Source organism: Flavobacterium sp. JP2137 (assembly GCF_050562195.1).
Lineage (GTDB): Bacteria > Bacteroidota > Bacteroidia > Flavobacteriales > Flavobacteriaceae > Flavobacterium.
This window is the reverse complement of sequence record NZ_CP191647.1, coordinates 3,153,129-3,167,570: the sequence shown is the minus strand read 5'-3', so window position 1 is coordinate 3,167,570 and position 14,442 is coordinate 3,153,129. Positions and strand designations below refer to the sequence as shown.

Sequence of the window (14,442 nt, the reverse complement as noted above, 5' to 3'; positions counted from 1 at the left end):
GCGTTTTGTTTTTTATTGATTAAATTTACTTAAAAGTCTAAGGTATGATAAAGGAGATTAAAAAAATAGGGGTACTCACTTCGGGAGGCGATGCGCCAGGTATGAATGCCGCCATACGAGCGGTCGTTCGCAGCTGTGCTTTTTACGATATCGAATGTGTGGGTATTTACAGAGGTTTTCAAGGATTGGTGGAAGGGGATTTTAAGGTTTTGGGTCCGCGCGATGTCAATTACATCATCAACAAAGGCGGAACCGTACTAAAATCTGCACGCTCCGAGGGCTTTAGAACCGCAGAGGGCCGAAAAGCAGCCCACGCTCATCTGTTGGAAAACGGCATCCAAGCCCTGATTATCATCGGTGGCGACGGCAGTTTTACTGGCGGACTCCTCTTTAACAAAGAATTCGGCTTTCCCGTAATGGGAATCCCCGGTACTATAGATAACGACATTCACGGTACGAGTCATACCATCGGTTTTGATACCGCCCTAAACACCGTGGTGGAAGCGGTCGATAAAATTCGCGATACCGCCAGTTCGCACAAGCGCTTGTTCTTTATCGAAGTAATGGGTAGAGATGCCGGGCACATTGCCTTAAATGCCGGTATTGGCAGCGGTGCCGAAGAGATTATCATACCCGAAGAAAACATGGGAATGGATCGTTTGCTCGCCTCGTTAAAAAAGAGCAAGGCATCGGGCAAATCCTCGAGTATCGTAATCGTGGCAGAAGGGGAAAAACTCGGTAAAAACGTGTTTGAACTCGGGGATTACGTCGAAAAAAACCTGCCGGAATACGACGTGCGCGTCTCGGTTTTGGGACATATGCAACGCGGTGGAGCACCCTCGTGTTTTGACCGCGTATTAGCCAGTAGACTAGGCGTAAAAGCCGTAGATTCGATAGTGGAAGGCAAATCGAATTATATGGTTGGTTTGCTCAACGACCAAGTGGCTTTAACCCCACTGAGCAAAGCGGTCAAAGGACATACAGGCATCGATCAGGAATTGCTTCGCGTATCGGATATCATTACGATTTAAACCGAGGGCACCAACCTGCTAGACGCTGTAAAGCAGTAAAAATCAACCAGCGATTAACCGCATAAAAAAATATAAAACACAGATGGCATTAAAAATAGGAATTAACGGATTTGGCCGTATAGGCCGTTTGGTATTGAGAGAATCAATAGTCAGAGAAGACGTACAAGTAGTGGCGATAAACGATTTGATGGATGTAGAGCAATTGGCTTATCTGTTGAAATACGACTCGGTACACGGGAATTTTAAAGCCAACGTAATAGTGGAAGACGGGCATTTGGTAGTCAACGGGCAAAAGATTCGCGTGACGGCCGAAAAAGATCCAGCACTCTTGCAGTGGGATGCCGTTAAAGTAGATGTGGTAACCGATTGTACCGGTGTTTTTACCAGCTTGGAAAAGGCAGCAGTACACCAAGCAGCAGGGGCTAAAAAGGTTGTGATTTCGTCGCCCTCTCCAGATGCACCGATGTTTGTAATGGGTGTAAACGACCATTTGTTAACCGCCTCAGACACCATCGTTTCCAACGCTTCTTGCACGACCAACTGCCTGGCGCCTTTGGCGAAAATCTTAAACGATAATTTCGGTATTGAAGAGGGGTTGATGACTACGATACACGCCGCAACAGCCTCGCAATTAACCGTAGATGGTCCCTCTAAAAAGGATTACCGCGCCGGGCGTTCTGCTTTAAACAATATTATCCCCGCAAGTACCGGAGCGGCCAAAGCAGTGGCTAAGGTGATTCCCGAATTAAAGGGCAAGCTTACCGGACTGGCCATGCGCGTTCCCGTAGCCGATGTTTCGGTGGTCGATTTGACCGTTAAGCTCACAAGAGAAACGACTTACGACGAAATCATGAAAGTGTTTAAAAAGGCCTCAGAAACCGATTATAAAGGCTTGGTCGGCTTTACCGAAGACGAGGTGGTGTCTCAAGACTTTGTGTCGGATGAGCGCATTTGCATCATCGATGCCAAAGCGGGAATCGCCCTAAACAGCACTTTCTATAAAATCATCGCTTGGTACGACAACGAATACGGCTATGCGGCAAAATTAATCGATTTGGCCGTGCGCGTTCACCACATCAAATAAACCACAGCAAACCGATGAAGATTATTGTAGATAGCGGTTCGACCAAGGCCGATTGGATTTTTTTGGATGCCAACGGAAAGTGGATCAGTTCGATAACGAGTTTGGGACTCAATCCAGAGGTGCTGGCTGCCGAAGTATTTGGGAAGCGCGTGAGCGCATTGCCAGACGTTAAGAAGTACAGAGGGGAAATCAAGGAATTGTATTTTTACGGTTCGGGTTGTGGCTCGAACCGCGCAAAAGATATCGCAGTTGATTTCTTTAAGGGCTATTTTTTAAACGCGACTTATATAGAAGTACGCGAAGATACCTATGCCGCGGTTTATGCGACGACCCGCATTGGATCTCAGGCCATTGTTTGCATTAACGGAACCGGATCCAATTGCAGTTATTTCGACGGTAAAGAAGTGCATCAAGCGGTGGAATCCCTGGGGTATATGGCGATGGACGACTGTAGTGGCAGTGCTTTTGGACGATTGATGATTCGCGGGTTTTACTTTAAAACCATGCCCGAATATTTGAGAAATGCCCTGGCGCTCCAATACGATTTGCATCCCGACGTGGTCAAGGATCACTTTTATAAGAAGGAAAATCCCAACGCCTATTTGGCGTCCTTTTTGCCCTTTCTTATTCAGCACAAAGACGACGTGTACTTTCAGGAGATGATCGCGGAGCAATTGCAGTTTTTTGTCGATCATTACATCAAGCAATTTGCAGAATCCGCAAGGGTTCCCATTCATTTTATCGGTTCGATTGCCTACTTTTTACAGGAGGAATTTACCCGAGTTCTCGAGCGCAACCAGCTTGAATTGGGTAAGATATATCAAAAGCCCATGGACGGATTAATCGAGTTTCACCAACAAAACATTTAAAATGGAAATTGCGATTATAGCACACGACGGTAAAAAAGAGCAGATGATGGCCTTTGTATTGCACAATAGGACGTTTCTGAGTTCGGATTCCGTCTTTTTAGTTGCTACGGGCACAACGGGCAGTTTGATGGAAGCGGAGGGGTTTAAAGTGCTAAAAATGCGATCAGGACCTCTGGGTGGTGATGCGCAGATCGCGGCGCGTGTGGCCGAAGAAATCACCGATATGGTGCTGTTTTTTAAAGACCCCTTGGGCAAGCACCCTCACGAGCCTGATATCAACATGCTCTTGAGGGTGACTGATGTGCACAACGTGCCGTTGGCAACCAATTTGGCAACTGCACAGTTGTTGCTGGATGCTATTTCGAGCAAATCATAGAAATCTCTATGTTGACGTTGCGCGGCAATTTTTCTACCTGAACACACTCGCGTGCTGGTGCGGTAGCCGCATCAAAATAGGCACCGTATATCTCGTTTATACGAGTAAAATCGTCCATGTTGCGAATAAATATGGTGGCCTTTACAGCATTTTCAAAAGTCATTTTGGCCTCGGTCAAAATGGCTTTTAAATTTTCCATAACCTGAGTGGTTTCCGCTTCTATACTCGAGGTAATCAGTTCTTGATTGGCTTGATTAAACGGAATTTGTCCCGAGATAAACAGCAAATCACCTATGCTTACCGCGTGATTATAAGGGCCAATAGGTGCTGGTGCTTGATCGGAATTAATTATTTTTTTCATGATATATCGTTTTTTACGGCTGTTAATTTCTATAGCGCTTATCTGGAACGCTTTTCTTTTCCCATTTCAAATCGCTCAACATGGATGATTTGATTCCGATAAAGAAGCCCCAGCTGGTGTAGTCGCCCAAGGGTACCCAGCTAAAATTCATTCTCCAGCTCATCAAATCTCGCTCGAAGCGCAATTGGGTAAAAGTAACCCCTTTGTTGGCAAAATCATAACCGCTGGAAAAACCAAATTTCCATTTTGGCGTAATCTCCACATTACCCGATACCATGACCGAGTTGTTGGTGATTTCGCTTTCTCGGTTTCGATTTCCATAGGTAAGGGAATAGGCAAAAACCAAATCCCAAGGCAGCTTGGCGTTGTAAAAACCGCCAAAAGCCCGATCGCCATCGTCTTCATCATCGTCGAATAGGGTTTGTCGGTTGTCGCCTAAATCCGTGGCTCGACCGAACAAATCATCGGGACGTCCCCCGTTTAAAACGTTTTGTTCATTGGCTCTGTCCTTAGAATTATTTTCATTGCCAAACAGGGCGTCTTTGCTCGAAAACGACCAGCCTACGGTCATGTTTGCACTGGTCATACGGAATAAGCTACCGCCATTGTCGATGTTAAACATATCCATTCGCCGGCCGTTGTTGTCGATGGCATAAGGGTCTAAGGTGGCGCCAAAGTTGATGTTCATCTGGTCGTTGAGCACGGTGGTACCTCCGCTGATCACCAAGGGTGCCCATGCTAAGGAATCGGCAGATATGTCGTAGGAAGTGCTGAAATTTAAGTTGCTGAGCAACATGATTTTCTTGGGCTCTCCGGTTTCGCTTTCATCGTCGCGCACTTTGGCTTCAAAGGAGTTCCCCAAGCCGAAAGTCACTATGTTGGAATACGATTTACCTGGAGATCCAAAAATACCCGTTTCAAAACGCGTATAGTCGGCCATGGTAGTGCCTAGGGCATCAATGGCATAGGTGTCGTAATACTTCTCGAAGCTCGGCGAATAGGTATAGCCAATTTTTGGAGTCATTAAGTGGCGAATTGCTTGTAATTTGGAGTCCTTGTTAAAGTTAAACGTTCCGTAAATTGTGGTTCCTATATTGGCGTTGACGTTGTAGGTACGAAAACTGTCGAATCCATTTACCCTAGTGGTCACCACTTGGTTTTCGTTAAGGTCAAAGTTTTTCTCTACGGTATTCATATACCACACCTCGTTGTAGCTCGCTCCTGTACTCACACTAAAGTGTTTAAATACTTTAAAGTTGGTTGTGATGGGAATGCTGTGCTGAATGCCCGTGTTTAAATCGTCGAACATCTCGCTCTTAAAAAACTTTTCTTCGGTAGTGTTGACGCGGTTTTCTCCCCTTAAGTTATACGAAAGGTTGATGTTTTTTATAAAACCCTTTTTCGCAGCTCCTTCCTTGGAAAAGGGATAAACGCGATCCACACTCAATTGAAGTGTCGGCAAGGTCATGTTGATTATCGATTGATCTCCAGTGGTTTGCGAGTGGGTTGCCCCCAAGGTCATATTGACCTGCGGTACGCTCTCAAAGGTTTTGGAGTAGGTAACCGACGAGTTCATTTGGTTGTTTAAACGCGATCCGATATTGTTGTTGTTGAGCGACTGTGTAAAGTACTGCCCACTACCCAAGTTGACCGAGGCTGAAAATCGGGAAGACGGATTTGATTTCTGATCCTGAGTGTGCGACCATTGAATGTTGTATTGCGTCGAGCGCTGGTAATCGGGGAGTCCCAGTTCGCTGAAAATCTGATTCTCATAACGCACATTGACCCGACCGGAATACTTATAGCGCTGTGCATACGAACTCTCTGCCCGCAAGGCATAACTACCATTGGTATAGTAATCTCCCAAGACGTTTAAATCGAGTTTGTCGCTGATGGCAAAATAGTACCCTCCATTCTGGATGTAATACCCCTGCTGATTCGTATCTCCGAAAGTCGGGATGATAAATCCAGATTCCGCTTGTTTGGACATGGGGAAGAAGGCAAACGGCAAACCGATGGGGGTGGGCACGTCGGCAATCACCATATTGGTTACCCCGGTAACCACCTTTTTATTGGGAACAAATTTGATTTTACGCGTTTTAAAATAATACTCGGGATTTTCGATGTCTTTGGCCGTGGTAAAGCGAACATTTTGCATAAAATACACCGAGTCATTTTGTTTTTTCGACACTTCTGCCTTGATTCTAAATTCGCTTTGTTGGGTGCGCGAATTCCAAACCATCGCCTTTCGACTCTTGGTATTGTAGCGAATAGAGTCGGGTTCTATCACGTCATCGCCCTGTTTAAAAACCGGATTTTGACTGTAATTTCCCAGACTATCTTTAAGCCGACCGGCATATATTTCGCCTTTTGCGAAATCGTAAACGATCTTTCCTGCCGTCAATTCAAAGTCCAGGTACTTTATTTCTGCCTCGTTATACAAAGTCAGTTGTTTCTTCTTTTGGTCTAGTTTTTCGTAATCTTTAGCCTTTCTGTATACAATCCCGTCCAATAAAGGCGGTTTTTTTATCAGGGAATCCTGTTTTTTTACCGCGGTGGAGTCCATGACGGTATCTACGGTTTTTGGCGTAGTATTCGGTTGGCTGTCAATCTGTAAGCTTTGTTTTTTGGGTTTTAAATCTTGTGAATAAACCGAGGTGTTTATCGCACAGATAAAAATTGATAAGAAAACGATATGAAATATCTTTGTATGCAAGGCTATAAGTGCTATTTTTGTAAATTATGGATCGTTTTTTGAAGTGTCAAACTTACATATATTTTTTTTTAAAACTCAGAATTTTATTAAATTTAAAACCAATTATAAATTTATGTTTATGAATTTAAGCAAATCGAAATTTCTCCTAATGGGAATTTTTTTACTCGTGCCGTTTTTAACTTATTCACAATCCAATTCCAAGTTTAAAGTCGTTCTTGACGCCGGTCATGGCGGTAAGGATTTCGGGACCAGCCACAACGGCAATGTCGAAAAGAGAATTGTGTTGTCTGTGGTGTTAAAGGTAGGCGAAATTTTAGAGAAACAACCCGATATTGATGTGATTTATACGCGTAAAACCGATGTTTTTGTAGAGGTAAAGGAACGCTCTGTCATTGCCAATCGCGAAAATGGAAATGTCTTTGTTTCGGTGCATTGCAACGGAGTAAACAGCAGCGAAGCCAGCGGTACAGAAACCTATGTAATGGGGTTGAGTAAAAATAAATCGAACTTAGAAGTGGCCAAAAAGGAAAATGCCGCCATCACTTTGGAAGACGATTATAAAAATAAATATGCGGGTTTCGACCCCAATTCACCGGAATCCCTGATTGGACTTACCCTGATGCAGGAGGATTATGTCGGACAGAGTATCGACTTGGCCAGTAAGGTGCAAGACGGTTTTACCTACGATTTAAAACGAAAAAACCGAGGGGTTAAGCAAGGACCTTTCTGGGTGCTTCACGGTGCGTTTATGCCGAGTATCTTAATCGAGTTGGGCTTTGTATCTCATATCGATGAAGGCGCGTATTTAAACTCGGAGCGCGGACAGCAGGAATTGGCAGAATCCATCGCAAAGGGGATTTTGAACTATAAAAAAGATTTCTACTCGGCTGCTAAAGGAGGCACTGCTGTAGCGGTAAAGGAAAACAAACCGGTTAAGGCAAACCCCGTAGCGGAACCAGAACCCAAAGCTCCAGTAGCCGTAGCACCGTCAAGAGTGGAGCCGGCCAAACAAGAGAGCCAAGTAGTAACGGCAAAAGACGTGCTGTTTAGAGTGCAGATTTCCGCGAGTTCTAAGGTGGTTGATTTGAGCCCGTCAAACTTTAATGGCTTGGCACCTGTCATCATGCTCAAGGAGAACAACCTCTATAAATATTATTATTCGGAAAGCACGGATTACAAGGAAGCGCAAAAGCGATTGGGAGATGCTAAAGTCAAGGGCTATACCTCTTCTTTTATAGTGGCGTTTAAAAAGGGGAAAAAGGTATCTGTTCAAGAAGCCTTAAAATAATCCAACATTTTAGATAAAAAAGTTTATTTTTGCTCATTAAAATCCACCATTTTGAAAATATCAAGAGAAATTAAGACAGCGATATTGGTTTTATCGGCCATTATGTTATTTATTTGGGGTTATAGTTTTTTGAAGGGCAAAAGCCTTTTCGACAACAGTGTAAAATACTATGTTTTATACGATAACGTAGAGGGCTTAACCACTTCTTCTCACGTGACCTTAAACGGTTTGGTTGTGGGCAAGGTTAGCAAGATTACCATACAGGAAAACACCGGAAAACTGATTGTTGAAATTTCGATGACCAATCCTTTCGATCTCTCCAAGTCCACCGTGGCATATATCTATTCTCCGGGTTTAATCGGAGGCAAACAAATAGGGTTGGAGCCCAACTTTAACGATAAGACCCTCGCGCTTTCTGGCGATTATTTAGATGGGCAGATTCGCATGGCCTTTACCGATCAATTGGGCGAACAATTAGATCCGCTACAGAAAAAACTGGAGTTGGTGTTGGAAAACGCCAATAAAATGTTGGCTTCTGTCAATGCGATATTAGACGAGCAAGCACAACAGGATATCAAAAATACCTTGGGCAACCTAAACAATACCTTGGCCAATGTCAATTCGATTACTAAAAATCTGGATGGTCTAGTGGTTACCAATTCGGTAAAGCTAAACAGCACCATGAATAACCTGTCCAATGCCAGTGGCAATTTTTCTAAACTATCCGATTCGCTTACCGCTTTGGATATCAACGGAACTTTTGCTAAATTAGAGTCGGCATCGAACAATATCGACCAAATTATGGGAGGAATTGAACGAGGAGAAGGCTCTGTGGGTAAATTGCTTAAAGACGAACAACTCTATAGCAACTTAAATCAAGCCTCAAAAGAACTGGAAGAACTGCTCAGAGATTTGAAATTGAATCCGAAGCGCTATGTTCACTTTTCCCTATTTGGAAAAAAGGCGAAGACCTTTACACCGAGCGAGGCAGAAGCAGCCACACCAGCAAAAGAATAAAACCGAGCACGACAACAAAAAACAAAACAAACAAAGATAACTAACCACTCAATTGACCATAAATTAACTGAAGATATGCAGTACCTTAGTAGTATTTTATTTTTAATTTTATTAATAGTCGGGTTTACCTTTTTCGTGCGAAATGCCAAAAAGATAATCCGTAATATTAAGTTGGGACAGCAGGTCAACCGTACCGATCGTCCGGCCGACCGCTTAAAAAACATGGCGATGGTGGCTTTGGGGCAATCCAAGATGGTTAAACGTCCGATTGCGGCCATACTTCACGTATTCGTATATGTGGGCTTTATTATTATCAATATCGAGATGATAGAGATTATCATCGACGGCTTGTTTGGTACCCACCGCATCCTTTCCTTTTTAGGAGGATTCTATGATGTGCTCATCGGTACTTTTGAGGTTTTGGCCTTTTTGGTAATCTTTGCCGTGGTCGTATTCTGGATTCGACGAAATGTCATTAAGCTCAAGCGCTTAAATCAGGTCGAGTTAGAGGGCTTTCCCAAAAAAGACGCCAACGTCATTATTTATTTTGAAACCGTATTGATGTGTTTCTTCTTGATTATGAATGCCGCGGATTTTTACTTGCAAAACTTGGGGTATACCCATTATACCGCAGTGGGCTCGTTTCCCATTTCGCAATATATAGCACCGATATTTAATGGAATGAATCCCGCAGCCGTAGCCATAGTGGAACGCGTAGCTTGGTGGGGACACATTATTGGCGTCATGGCATTTATGAATTACCTGTATTTTTCCAAGCATTTGCACATTATACTGGCTTTTCCAAACACCTATTTCGCAAACCTAAACCCTTTGGGGGAAATGGACAACCTCGCATCGGTGACCCAAGAAGTCAAATTGATGATGGATCCCAATGCCGATCCCTTTGCCGCACCGGCAGTAGAGGCAGCACCGGTAAAGTTTGGTGCCTCGGATGTACAGGACTTAAACTGGGTGCAATTGCTAAACGCCTATTCGTGTACCGAATGCGGTCGTTGTACCTCCTCTTGTCCGGCAAACCAAACCGGCAAGAAACTATCGCCTCGTAAAATTATGATGGATACCCGTGATCGTTTGGAAGAAGTGGGGAAAAACATCGATCAAAACAAAGGTGTTTTTGTAGATGATGGCAAGAGTTTGTTAAACGATTACATCACCACCGAAGAACTTTGGGCCTGTACTTCTTGCAATTCATGTGTAGAGGAATGTCCAATCAACATCAGTCCGCTATCGATTATTATGGATATGCGCCGCTTTTTAGTGATGGAGCAAAGTGCTGCGCCACAAGAACTCAATGCGATGATGACCAATATTGAAAACAACGGCGCTCCTTGGCAATACAACCAGATGGATCGCTTGAATTGGAAAGACGAAAACTAACATAAATTTAGATTGTCTCTTAGGAGCAATCCCTAACATATCAATACCAGTTTACTATGTCAGAAAGTTTAGTAGTGCCAACAATGGCCGAGATGATGGCAAAAGGCGAGCAACCCGAAGTTTTGTTTTGGGTGGGATGCTCAGGAAGTTTCGATGATCGTGCTAAAAAAATTACTAAAGCATTTGTAAAAATATTAAATAAAGCCAAAGTGCCATTTGCCGTTTTAGGTACCGAAGAAAGCTGTACGGGAGATCCGGCAAAGCGCGCGGGAAATGAATTCTTGTTTCAGATGCAAGCCATGATGAATATCGAAGTGCTCAATGCGTATGAAGTGCAAAAAATCGTAACCGCCTGCCCGCACTGCTTTAATACCATCAAAAACGAATACCCGGAATTGGGTGGAAAGTACGAGGTCGTTCACCATACACAGTTCTTAAAAGGCTTGTTGGACGACGGAAGATTAACCATCGAAGGCGGCGTTTTTAAAGGAAAAAGAATTACCTTTCACGATCCGTGTTATTTGGGTAGAGCCAACCAAATCTATGAGGCACCGCGCGAATTGATTCAAAAACTCGATGCGGAATTGGTTGAAATGAAGCGCTCTAGAGCCAACGGACTTTGCTGTGGAGCCGGTGGGTCGCAAATGTTTAAAGAGCCCGAAAAAGGCACTAAAGACGTTAACGTAGCCCGTACCGAGGAAGCCTTGGGCTTAGAGCCTGAAATCATCGCTGCCGGTTGTCCGTTCTGCAATACCATGTTGACAGACGGTATCAAGTATAAAGAAAAAGAACATCAAGTAAAAGTGTTAGACGTAGCGGAATTAATCGCTCAAGCACAAGATTTATAATTATGTATGTACCATTTGAAGAAATGCCGGAACATTCGAGAATTTGGATTTATCAATCCAACAGAAAATTCTCCGATGAAGAGGTTAAAGATATAGAGAAGGAAATGTTGGAGTTTACCACCCAGTGGGCAGCTCATGCAACACCCCTTCAAGCGTCGTTTGCCCTGAGATACAATCGATTTATCATTTTGGTAGTCGATCAGGAAGTGCATCCGGCTTCGGGCTGTTCCATAGACGCCTCCGTGCGAGTGATTCAGCAATTTGAACAAAAATATGGGGTAGATTTGATGGATAAGATGAATGTATCTTACAAATCGGGAGATTTCATCGCCTACAAAACCTTGATGGACTTTAAAAAAATGGTCAAGGAAAAAGCCGTTTCGGCACAGACTATCGTCTTTAATAATCTAGTCAATGACTTGGGTGAATTTAACGACTATTGGGAAGTACCGGCAGCGGAGAGTTGGCACAGTAGGTTTTTTTAGACATCACAGCATTATCTGATTTATAAAATCATCATCCAATCGTTTTTGAATGATGATTTTATGGTTTAAACCCGTTTTTATGAAAAAGCTAAGCATCTTATTTTTATTCTTATCACTGCCTCTTTTTGCGCAAACCAACTTTAAAAAAGCACAGAAAAACTGGGTAGATAGCGTATATAATTCCTTGACATTTGAACAGCGCGTAGGGCAGCTCTTTATGGTAGCGGCCTATTCCAATAAAGACCAGGCCCATTTAAAGAGTTTGGAGAAACTCGTGGCGGAACAGCAGGTCGGTGGGTTGATTTTCTTTCAAGGAGGTCCGGTGCGTCAGGGAAAAATGACCAATGCCTTGCAGAAATTAGCCAAGGTACCGCTGTTAATCGGTATCGATGGCGAGTGGGGATTGAGTATGCGCTTGGATTCCGCGCCGCGTTTTCCGTACAATATGACCTTGGGTGCCGTACAGGATATGGAGCTGATTAAGCGCGTTGGCGTACAAATGGCGCAACAGTCCAAACGCCTGGGTTTGCATTTTAATTTTGGTCCCGTAGTCGACATCAACATCAATCCCAAAAACCCCATTATCGGCGTGCGCTCGTATGGCGAAACGCGAGAGGTGGTGACCGATCGTGCCCTGGCCTTTATGGAGGGTTATCAAAGCCAAAACCTCTTTGCCACGGCCAAGCACTTTCCCGGACATGGAGATACCTCGACCGATTCTCATTACAACCTACCGCTGATGGATTTGAGCAAAGACCGCTTGAATAAAGTGGAATTGCACCCGTATAAAAAATTGATCGATCACGGTCTAGCCAGTGTTATGGTAGCCCATTTGAGCTTACCGCTTATCGAGCCAGACCCCAAAGTACCCACTTCGCTATCTTATAAGGTCGTAACGGAATTGCTCAAGGAAGACCTGGGCTTTGAAGGACTTATATTTACCGATGCACTCAATATGAAAGCGGCTTCCAACTATTTAAAACCCGGAGAAATCGATTTGGCCGCGTTTATGGCTGGAAACGATGTATTGCTGTTTGCAGAAAACGTACCGACGGCTTTGATCAAGTTTAAAGAAGCCTTTGACGCACAGGTTTTTACAGAAGAACGCCTGGCGCATTCGGTTAAGAAAATTTTGAGCTTTAAATACAAGGCGGGCTTGACCGCGTATAAACCCGTTGAGATGACCGGACTCACAGCCGATCTAAATCACAGTGGTTTTGCCGATTTAAACGCGACCCTCTATGAGCACGCGATGACGCTCATTAAAAACGACCGCCACGCCTTGCCGATTGCACATTTGGAAAAGGAGAAAATCGCCTATTTGAAATTGGGAGACGATTCCGGAGAGGAATTTTTAGAAAAACTCAATCAATTTGCACAGGTAACCGCAATAGATACCACCGCAGAGCATTTCGCCTTGACCGATTTAAAAGAATTTAGCCGGGTGATTATCGGATACCACAAAGTGGATAACCCTTGGCGTAAACACGACTTTTCCTTGGCAGAAATGCAGTGGATCAATCAGATATCGGCGCAAAACAAAACCATCTTGGTCTCTTTTGCCAAGCCTTATGCCTTGTCGGCTATCAGCGATTTCCAACCTATAGAAGCGGTGATACAAGCCTATCAAAACAATGCCTTTGCCCAGCAAGCCGCGGCGCAAATTATATTTGGAACCCTAGGGGCGAAAGGAAAATTACCGGTGAGCATCAATAACGAGTTTACAGTGGGTACCGGTTTAAAAACCAAAACCCTCTCACGATTGGGCTTTTCCACACCGGCCAATGAGGGCATGGATCCCGTACAGTTGCAAAACATCGATAGATTGGCGCAGAAAGCCATAGATGACCGTTTAACGCCGGGTATACAAGTCGTCGTGGCCAGACACGGCAAAGTGGTGTATCAAAAATCCTTTGGCAACCACACTTTCGATAAGAATCAGCCCGTGCGCAATACCGATGTATACGATTTGGCCTCTTTGACCAAAATATTGGGAACCCTTCCGCTGTTGATGCAGGCCTACGACCAAGGAGAAATTGAGATGAAGACCACTTTGGGCGCGATAATTCCGGAGTTTAAAAACACGAATAAAGCCGCGATTACTTTGCAAGAAGTGCTTACGCATCAGGCGGGCTTTCAAGCTTGGGTACCTTTTTATAAAAGCACTCTAGACGAGCAAAACAAGCCATCGAAAACCTGGTATTCCAATCATTATTCGGCCGCATTTCCCGATCAGGTATCGGAAAATTTATACATTCGAAAAGACTACAACAAAGAGATCCTAAAACAAATTGCCGACACCAAGTTATTGCCCAAAAAGCAATATAAATACAGCGATTTGGGCTTTATCTCCTTAAAGGAATATTTGGAGCGACTCAATAAGCTGTCATTGGATCAATTGGCGGAACGCGAGTTTTACAGTAAATTGGGAGCGACAACCATGACCTACAACCCCTTGAGAAAAAGGGATATGAGCACTATTCCCCCGACGGAAGTAGACACTTATTTCCGCTATACAACTATACAGGGATACGTACACGATATGACTGCGGCTATGGAAGGCGGTGTGGCAGGACATGCCGGTTTATTTGCCAACGCCTTGGATGTGGCTAAAATGATGCAGTTGTACCTGCAAAAGGGTCATTATGGCGAGGATCAATTCTTCTCCGAACGCACTTTTGACGATTTTAATACGTGCTGGTCGTGTAAGGACGGCAACCGCCGTGGATTGGGCTTTGATAAACCCCAAAAGCTGGGAACGCCAGGACCTACTTGCGGCTGTGCTTCGATGACGAGCTTCGGACATACCGGTTTTACCGGAACGATGACTTGGGCCGATCCCGAACAGGGATTGATCTATGTGTTTTTGTCGAATAGAACCTTTCCCGATAGCAACGACAACAAACTCTCTAAAGCCAACGTTCGCGAGGATATTCAACAGCTGATCTATCGGGCCATCGTCGAGTAAA

The 14,442-nt window shown here is 44.2% G+C and carries 12 protein-coding genes; 10 read left to right on the top strand and 2 right to left on the bottom strand.

Features of this window, described 5'->3' with window-relative positions; translation table 11 throughout:
* Nucleotides 1-44 precede the first annotated feature (44 nt).
* The 4 genes from pfkA (at nt 45) to ACQZ43_RS14005 (ending at nt 3,360) form a co-directional block, all read left to right on the top strand.
* Nucleotides 45-1,031 carry a 6-phosphofructokinase gene (pfkA, locus tag ACQZ43_RS14020; RefSeq protein WP_430613312.1) on the top strand — a complete coding sequence of 329 codons (987 nt, stop codon included), beginning with the start codon at nt 45-47 and terminating at the stop codon, nt 1,029-1,031.
* An 82-nt stretch (nt 1,032-1,113) separates the two neighbouring features.
* On the top strand, nt 1,114-2,115 hold the full coding sequence (gene gap / locus ACQZ43_RS14015) for a type I glyceraldehyde-3-phosphate dehydrogenase (RefSeq protein WP_430613311.1): 1,002 nt from the start codon (nt 1,114-1,116) through the stop codon (nt 2,113-2,115).
* A gap of 14 nt (nt 2,116-2,129) precedes the next feature.
* Entirely contained in the window at nt 2,130-2,984 is an 855-nt protein-coding gene (locus ACQZ43_RS14010) for an N-acetylglucosamine kinase (RefSeq protein ID WP_430613310.1), read from the top strand.
* Between the two features lies 1 nt (nt 2,985).
* Nucleotides 2,986-3,360, top strand: coding sequence for a methylglyoxal synthase (locus ACQZ43_RS14005; RefSeq protein ID WP_430613309.1), 375 nt, complete (start codon nt 2,986-2,988; stop codon nt 3,358-3,360).
* Here the strand turns inward: ACQZ43_RS14005 and ACQZ43_RS14000 are convergent.
* Together ACQZ43_RS14000 and ACQZ43_RS13995 are read right to left on the bottom strand one after the other, a co-directional pair.
* Nucleotides 3,341-3,721, bottom strand: a complete 381-nt coding sequence (locus tag ACQZ43_RS14000; RefSeq protein ID WP_430613308.1) for a Rid family detoxifying hydrolase — start codon at nt 3,719-3,721, stop codon at nt 3,341-3,343. The two genes, ACQZ43_RS14005 and ACQZ43_RS14000, sit on opposite strands and share 20 nt — an antisense overlap.
* A 22-nt stretch (nt 3,722-3,743) precedes the next feature.
* Nucleotides 3,744-6,437 carry a putative LPS assembly protein LptD gene (locus tag ACQZ43_RS13995; protein ID WP_430613307.1) on the bottom strand — a complete coding sequence of 898 codons (2,694 nt, stop codon included), beginning with the start codon at nt 6,435-6,437 and terminating at the stop codon, nt 3,744-3,746.
* A gap of 118 nt (nt 6,438-6,555) precedes the next feature.
* On the opposite strand from ACQZ43_RS13995, the gene ACQZ43_RS13990 reads away from it, so the two are divergent.
* From ACQZ43_RS13990 to ACQZ43_RS13965, 6 genes are all read left to right on the top strand, one after another.
* Nucleotides 6,556-7,725 (top strand): N-acetylmuramoyl-L-alanine amidase, encoded by a 1,170-nt coding sequence (locus ACQZ43_RS13990; protein ID WP_430613306.1) that lies wholly within the window; start codon nt 6,556-6,558, stop codon nt 7,723-7,725.
* Nucleotides 7,726-7,776: 51 nt separating this feature from the next.
* Entirely contained in the window at nt 7,777-8,742 is a 966-nt protein-coding gene (locus ACQZ43_RS13985; RefSeq protein WP_430613305.1) for an MlaD family protein, read from the top strand.
* A 75-nt stretch (nt 8,743-8,817) separates the two neighbouring features.
* Nucleotides 8,818-10,140 (top strand): 4Fe-4S dicluster domain-containing protein, encoded by a 1,323-nt coding sequence (locus ACQZ43_RS13980; RefSeq protein ID WP_430613304.1) that lies wholly within the window; start codon nt 8,818-8,820, stop codon nt 10,138-10,140.
* Between the two features lie 56 nt (nt 10,141-10,196).
* Nucleotides 10,197-10,988: a (Fe-S)-binding protein gene (locus ACQZ43_RS13975; protein ID WP_430613303.1), complete on the top strand. Its 792-nt coding sequence runs from the start codon at nt 10,197-10,199 to the stop codon at nt 10,986-10,988.
* Between the two features lie 2 nt (nt 10,989-10,990).
* Complete coding sequence (locus ACQZ43_RS13970; RefSeq protein WP_430613302.1) at nt 10,991-11,473, top strand: ABC transporter ATPase; 483 nt, start codon at nt 10,991-10,993, stop codon at nt 11,471-11,473.
* A 79-nt stretch (nt 11,474-11,552) separates the two neighbouring features.
* Nucleotides 11,553-14,441, top strand: coding sequence for a glycoside hydrolase family 3 N-terminal domain-containing protein (locus tag ACQZ43_RS13965; RefSeq protein WP_430613301.1), 2,889 nt, complete (start codon nt 11,553-11,555; stop codon nt 14,439-14,441).
* The last annotated feature ends 1 nt before the right edge of the window (nt 14,442 follow it).

Excerpts from the sequence above, each read along its gene's own strand:
- pfkA (WP_430613312.1), top strand. The coding sequence starts at position 45 with ATGATAAAGGAGATTAAAAAAATAGGGGTACTCACTTCGGGAGGCGAT.
- gap (WP_430613311.1), top strand. The coding sequence starts at position 1,114 with ATGGCATTAAAAATAGGAATTAACGGATTTGGCCGTATAGGCCGTTTG.
- ACQZ43_RS14010 (WP_430613310.1), top strand. The coding sequence starts at position 2,130 with ATGAAGATTATTGTAGATAGCGGTTCGACCAAGGCCGATTGGATTTTT.
- ACQZ43_RS14005 (WP_430613309.1), top strand. The coding sequence starts at position 2,986 with ATGGAAATTGCGATTATAGCACACGACGGTAAAAAAGAGCAGATGATG.
- ACQZ43_RS14000 (WP_430613308.1), bottom strand. The coding sequence starts at position 3,721 with ATGAAAAAAATAATTAATTCCGATCAAGCACCAGCACCTATTGGCCCT.
- ACQZ43_RS13990 (WP_430613306.1), top strand. The coding sequence starts at position 6,556 with ATGAATTTAAGCAAATCGAAATTTCTCCTAATGGGAATTTTTTTACTC.
- ACQZ43_RS13980 (WP_430613304.1), top strand. The coding sequence starts at position 8,818 with ATGCAGTACCTTAGTAGTATTTTATTTTTAATTTTATTAATAGTCGGG.
- ACQZ43_RS13975 (WP_430613303.1), top strand. The coding sequence starts at position 10,197 with ATGTCAGAAAGTTTAGTAGTGCCAACAATGGCCGAGATGATGGCAAAA.
- ACQZ43_RS13970 (WP_430613302.1), top strand. The coding sequence starts at position 10,991 with ATGTATGTACCATTTGAAGAAATGCCGGAACATTCGAGAATTTGGATT.
- ACQZ43_RS13965 (WP_430613301.1), top strand. The coding sequence starts at position 11,553 with ATGAAAAAGCTAAGCATCTTATTTTTATTCTTATCACTGCCTCTTTTT.